Source organism: Streptomyces niveiscabiei, from assembly GCF_033794345.1.
GTDB classification, from domain to species: domain Bacteria; phylum Actinomycetota; class Actinomycetes; order Streptomycetales; family Streptomycetaceae; genus Streptomyces; species Streptomyces niveiscabiei.
The window spans coordinates 1-3,936 of sequence record NZ_JARAYJ010000051.1 but is presented as its reverse complement, the minus strand read 5'-3'; the positions used below and the strand labels follow the sequence as shown (position 1 = coordinate 3,936).

The 3,936-nt window shown below is 68.9% G+C and carries 5 protein-coding genes; all 5 read right to left on the bottom strand.

Annotated features, from left to right (window positions below):
- Nucleotides 1–943: lysophospholipid acyltransferase family protein (locus PV682_RS39610; protein WP_319737162.1), on the bottom strand; the 943-nt coding region annotated here is incomplete at its 3' end.
- A gap of 14 nt (nt 944–957) precedes the next feature.
- Nucleotides 958–2,040, bottom strand: a complete 1,083-nt coding sequence (locus PV682_RS39605; protein WP_319737161.1) for an NAD-dependent epimerase/dehydratase family protein — start codon at nt 2,038–2,040, stop codon at nt 958–960.
- 206 nt (nt 2,041–2,246) lie between these two features.
- Nucleotides 2,247–2,345: a 30S ribosomal protein bS22 gene (locus PV682_RS39600; protein WP_003948845.1), complete on the bottom strand. Its 99-nt coding sequence runs from the start codon at nt 2,343–2,345 to the stop codon at nt 2,247–2,249.
- A 155-nt stretch (nt 2,346–2,500) separates the two neighbouring features.
- Nucleotides 2,501–2,707 (bottom strand): helix-turn-helix domain-containing protein, encoded by a 207-nt coding sequence (locus PV682_RS39595; protein WP_010351066.1) that lies wholly within the window; start codon nt 2,705–2,707, stop codon nt 2,501–2,503.
- A 131-nt stretch (nt 2,708–2,838) separates the two neighbouring features.
- On the bottom strand, nt 2,839–3,654 hold the full coding sequence (locus tag PV682_RS39590; RefSeq protein ID WP_319737159.1) for a phosphatase: 816 nt from the start codon (nt 3,652–3,654) through the stop codon (nt 2,839–2,841).
- Between the last annotated feature and the right edge of the window lie 282 nt (nt 3,655–3,936).

Genomic DNA, 3,936 nt, shown 5'->3' with positions numbered 1-3,936 from the left:
GATCCTCGGCAGCCTCCGGCGGATACCCGTCCGTCGGAATCGGCTCACCGAACTGGATCGTCCACTTCGTCGGGAGAGGCACGGCACCCAGGGGACCCAACCACGGGAACGTCGGCGTGATCGGGAAGTACGGGAAGCCGAGGACCCGCGCCAGCGTCTTCGCGTTGCCGATCATCGGGTAGATCTCCTCCGCGCCGACGATCGAGCACGGGATGATCGGGGCGCCCTTGCGCAGGGCCGTGGAGACGAAGCCGCCTCTGCCGAAGCGCTGGAGTTTGTAGCGCTCGCCGAAGGGCTTGCCGAGGCCCTTGAAGCCTTCCGGCATGACGCCGACCAGCTCGCCCTGGCCGAGGAGCCGGTCGGCGTCCTCCGCGCAGGCGAGGGTGTGGCCGAGCTTGCGCGCTAGTTCGTTGACGACGGGCAGGACGAAGACCAAGTCCGCTGCGAGGAGCCGGAGATGGCGGTCGGCGGGGTGGTTGTCGTGGACGGCGACCTGCATCATCAGCCCGTCCAGGGGCAGCGTCCCGGAGTGGTTGGCGACGATCAGCGCACCCCCTTCGGAGGGGATGTTCTCGATGCCCTTCACCTCGACCCGGAAGTACTTCTCGTACACCGGCCGCAGCAGAGACATCAGCACCTGGTCGGTGAGCTCCTCGTCGAAGCCGAAGTCGTCGACCTCGTACTCCCCGGTCAGCCGCCGCCGCAGGAACGACAGCCCGCCCGCGATACGCCGCTCGACGGACCGCGGCTCCTGTGGTGTCACCGGAACATCATCGCGCCCCGGTGCCCTGATGGGCAGAGGCTGGACCTCACCCGTCCCGCCCGTCACCTCGCCGTTGCGCGCCTCCCGCTTCCCGAGCCCGCCCCGGCGCCGCGCGGGCCGCGCCGCCGCCCCCGTACGGGACCTGTCGTCGTCGAACGGGATGACCTTGGCGTCCGCCATCGTGGACACGCTCCTCAGTTCGCGCTCGGCGTCGGAAAGTTCGGCGTCGGAGTCCTCGACGCCGGATTCTTCGGCGGGACCAGCGCCGCGACCCGGTCGACGGCGTCACCGACCCGCTCCGGCGGCAGCAGCCCGGGCCCCTGGCTGCGCGCGAAGTCCGCGAAGGTCCCGGCGGTCGTGTACGCCGGCGAGAACCCGAGCGTCTCCCGCATCAGCGTCGTCGACACCACCCGCCCGTGCGTCAGCAGCCGGATCTGCTCGGGCGAGAAGTCGGTCATCCCGAGCGTGCGCACCAGCGACCCCGCCCAGGTGACGGCCGGCAGCAGCAGCGGCACGGTGGGCCGCCCGAGCCGCCGCGAGCACTGCGACAGCAGCAGCACCCCGTCCCCCGCGATGTTGAACGTCCCGCTGTTCAGGGTCCCGCGCGCCGGCTCGTGCGAGGCGATCCGCAGCACCTCGATCACATCGTCCTCGTGCACGAACTGGAGCCGCGGGTCGTACCCGAACACCGTGGGCAGCACGGGCAGTTCGAAGTACGAGGCGAGCGGCGTCTCCGCGCCGGGCCCGAGGATGTTGGCGAACCTCAGCACGCACACGGCGACATCGGGCCGCCGCCGCGCGAACCCCCGTACGTACCCCTCGACCTCGACCGCGTCCTTCGCGAACCCGCCGCTCGGCAGCGACTTCGCGGCCGTCGACTCCGTGAACACGGCCGGATCGCGCGGCGCGGACCCGTACACGTTCGTACTCGACTTCACGACGAGCCGCTTCACGCCGGGCGCCTTCTGACAGGCCCCCAGCAGCTGCATCGTCCCGATGACGTTGGTCTCCTTGACCGACGTCCGGCTCCCACTGCCGAGCGGCGTACCGGTCACGTCCATGTGGACGACCGTGTCGGCACCGCTCTCCGCCAGCACCCGGGCGATGGTCGGCTGGCGGATGTCCGCCTGGACGAAGCCGGCGCCCCCGAGGGAGTGCTCGGGCCGCACGACGTCCACCCCGATCACCCGGTCCACGCCGGGATCGCGCTGGATCCGCCGTACGAACCGTCCCCCCAGCCTGCGGGCCACTCCGGTGACAAGCACGACCTTCCCCAAGATCAGCGCCTTTCTTCCAGGGCCTGGTGTTGGGTGCCAACCTAGCGGTTCGGTGTTGCGCTGTGATGACTGCCCGAGGCAAGCAGGGACGCGGCTGGCCGGATACGCGGCTGGCCGGATATGCGGGCGGCCCCCGCCGGAATACCCGGTGGGGGCCGCACCACGCGTACGCGACGCGCGCCGATTCAATTCGTAAGCGCTGCGGCTTACTTCTTGTTACGGCGCTGGACGCGCGTCCGCTTCAGCAGCTTGCGGTGCTTCTTCTTCGCCATCCGCTTACGCCGCTTCTTAATGACAGAGCCCACGACTTACCCTCGCTCACTTCTCATCACTCGGTGCTGGGCGCCGGGGCCCACACGACCTACGAGGGGCCAGCCTACCCGTCCGCGCGCTGAGGTCGTAATCGAGGGGGTCGGGGGAGATCGGAAGTGCCCTGTACTGATCCCCCCCAGGTCAGCCGTCAGGCGGTTTCCACCCCCACATAACTCTCGCGGAGGTACTCGTGCACCGCTTGTTCGGGGACGCGGAAGGACCGCCCCACCCGGATCGCGGGCAGATGACCGCTGTGCACCAGGCGGTACACGGTCATCTTCGAAACGCGCATCACCGCGGCGACTTCCGCCACGGTAAGGAACACAACCTCGTTGAGAGGCCGATCAGCTGCCATGACAACACCTGAACCTTCCGCACTCGACGGCCACCGGCTTCCCCTTCCGGTGACTCTTCGTCGTTGCGTGCTCACTCCCCAATGTAGGGGCGGGTGATGCGAGTGGGGAAGAGGTGCACCCCAAGGCAGTCCTACTGTGACAGACACGCTCGATTGAGTACGTAGCGGGTAAGCGGCAAGTAGTAATCGGACCGCACGCCGTCATCAACCGGAACGGCGACGGACACGATCCCCTCGGCCTGCCCCACGAACACCGCGGGGTCATCGGCATCGGCGAGCCCAATGGCCTCAAACCCCAGCTGACCTGCTCCGCAGACCCAGCCGTGGTCCCCGATGACCAGGTCCGGCAGCCGCCCGCCGGACGCCGCGAGAGCCTCCAGCGCGAGCCGAACCGGCAGCGGGGAATGCGTGTGTACGCCGGTCGCGCGACCGGCGCGTTCGACGCCCGGTTCGAGGAGCCGGCCGACTCCCCGTACGTACTGGAGGATGTGCGTACGTAGACCGAACCGGGTCGTTATGTCGACAGAGAGACCCTTCGCAGGTGTGAGCACTTCACATCCCGCCGTCGACAAAGCGTCCACGATCCCCCGGTAAAACCCCCCTAACTGCCCCGGATGCCCCGTCCCCACCAACACAGCGCCGTTACAGAGCGCAACATTCCTGATCCGATCCGCAAACGCGTCGAGCGCGGCAACGGTCTTCAGCGGCTCGACCCAATCCTGCCCTGAAACCACCCCCAGATCGTCCGAAACCCCACACGCCTCCACCATGACCCCCAGCACCTCCCCAACCCCCCACACCCCCCTGGGCACCACCCCCAACGTCACCCGGGGATCCCCCACCCCGAACAACCGATAATTCCGCAGACTCCGCTCCCGCAGAGTGGACACCCGCCCAGAAATCCGCACATCGACGAGATACCCCACCAGGGCTTCAACACTGAACACACCAAAATCCTCCCGAACCCATCCCCTCATGTCCGCAACTCGTCCCCCCACAACCTGGTCGGAGTAACACCACCCCCACTCTTGCAGCCCACCCGCCCCTTGAGGACGGGCGCCCCTTGAGGACGAGACGCCCCTCAACCCACCCCGCTTCCAGCCCGTCCGGCGTTTGAGGACAAGGCCCTTTCGGGGCCGATCCCCCACCCACACACCGACACCAGCCCCCCCCCCCCCCCCCCCCCCACCCCCCCCCCCCCGGGCGGGGGGGGGGGGGGCCCGCCCGGG